Source organism: Bacillus sp. UNC41MFS5 (genome assembly GCF_000686805.1).
This window is the reverse complement of sequence record NZ_JMLP01000052.1, coordinates 1-1,705: the sequence shown is the minus strand read 5'-3', so window position 1 is coordinate 1,705 and position 1,705 is coordinate 1. Positions and strand designations below refer to the sequence as shown.

At 37.4% G+C, this 1,705-nt stretch carries 3 protein-coding genes; all 3 read left to right on the top strand.

Annotation, left to right across the window (positions count from 1 at the left end; genetic code table 11):
* The first annotated feature begins 47 nt into the window (after window positions 1–47).
* Window positions 48–362: a hypothetical protein gene (locus tag BR30_RS0116170; protein ID WP_026565880.1), complete on the top strand. Its 315-nt coding sequence runs from the start codon at window positions 48–50 to the stop codon at window positions 360–362.
* Window positions 340–699 (top strand): hypothetical protein, encoded by a 360-nt coding sequence (locus tag BR30_RS0116165; RefSeq protein WP_026565879.1) that lies wholly within the window; start codon window positions 340–342, stop codon window positions 697–699. Before BR30_RS0116170 ends, BR30_RS0116165 begins: the two co-directional genes overlap by 23 nt.
* Before the next feature lie 41 nt (window positions 700–740).
* Window positions 741–1,705, top strand: a 965-nt coding sequence (locus BR30_RS0116160; protein WP_026565878.1) for a hypothetical protein, incomplete at its 3' end; no start/stop codon positions are given.

Sequence of the window (1,705 nt, the reverse complement as noted above, 5' to 3'; positions counted from 1 at the left end):
TTTTTTTTAAGAAAAAATATTGATAAAAAATAAGGAGTGCTATAACAATGAAAAAGATTGTAGCTTTTGATGCAGATAAAACAAGGAATTTAAAATATGGTATGAATGCAATGATTCAACTAGAAAAGAAACTAGGAAAATCACTTACTGCCCTTGCTAATGAGGAATTTAAGTTAGAAGACCTAAGAAGTATGCTATTCATTGGATTGAAATGGGAAGATAAAGAACTAACAGAAGATGCTGTTGGTGACATTATGGATGAAGCTATTGAGAAACATGGCATGGAGTACATTTCTGAGAAACTAGGGGAAGCCTTACAGGGTGCTTTTGGTCAACAGAATGCCATCCCCTCTCAAAAGTAATGGGTTCATAGATGAAGAGAAGCTATTCAAGCTAGTAGTAGGAACACTTAAAATATGTTCCTTCCTTGACTATGAATCTTTTCTTGAAGACTTCATCCCTTCCAAAGAATTTGAATGGATGATTGAACACCATTATGAAGCACAAAGAGAGCATTATGACATGCTTTCTAATGTAGTTGCATTTGGATATGCAAGTGCCAAGAAGGGCAAGAAAATAGAAATGTTTGAGAAGAAGCAGGAAACAAAATTTGGCTTCATCACACCAGAACAGAAGAAAGCAGATTTTGACTATCTGGATAGCATTTTTAATAACAACAAAGAGGGTGGGTCTGAATAATCAGACCTGCCTTTATTTTTTAAAGGAAATGAGGTGAGTACATGTCACAACAACAAGTAATGGTTGTATTAGGTGCTAATATTGCCAACTTTCAATCAGCAATGGGTCAAGTACAACATTCAATGCAACAAACAGCAAGTGCAGTCCAAAGGTCAATGAATGGTGCATCATCAAGTGCATCTTCTGGTGCAGGTGGAATTAAGTCTGCTTTAGGTGGTATTGCAGGTGTAGTTGCAGGTGCATTTGCAGTGGATAAAATTTTAGGCTTTGGTAAAACATTGCTAGACACAACTGCTGACCTTCAAGCACAGCAAGGTCAATATGACCAAGTTATGGGTGGAATGAAAGACAGCACAGACAAGTATCTCAGTGAGATGGGTAACAAGTGGGGTAAACACCCTAATGAGTTGAAAAAGTCTTACATGCAGTATGTAGCCATCTTAAAATCAAAAGGTATGGCAGAAGGTGATGCACATGCTACTGCTAAGAAATACCTAAGTGCAACTGTTGATGCCAATGCCTTTGCAAATGAAGACATGGAAAGCACAACAGCAAGGTTCATGGGTGGTATCAAGGGTGAGTATGATTCACTAGATACAGCAATGGTCAACTTATCAGCAACAATGCTGAATGACAAGGCACAAAAGGAATATGGTAAGAAGTTTGATGAACTTACAGTAGCACAGCAAGAAACATTAAAGACACAGGAAATGTTAAGACAACATACCAGTGCAGGTGTAGTTGGACAAGGTACAAGGGAAGCAGGTTCATATGCTAATACCCTAGCAAACTTAAAGAATACATGGGCAGAATTACTATCTAAATTTGGTAGTCCAGTATTAGAAGCTGTTAATGGTAAGTTGAAAGGTTTAACAGATGTTGTCAAGAACATTGATGTTAAAGCTGTCATGGGTGGTTTCTCAGCCTTTGGTGGATATATGAGAGATGTATTTGCACCAACCTTTGAAGATGTAAAAAATGGTCTTCAATTGCTATGGGATAAATT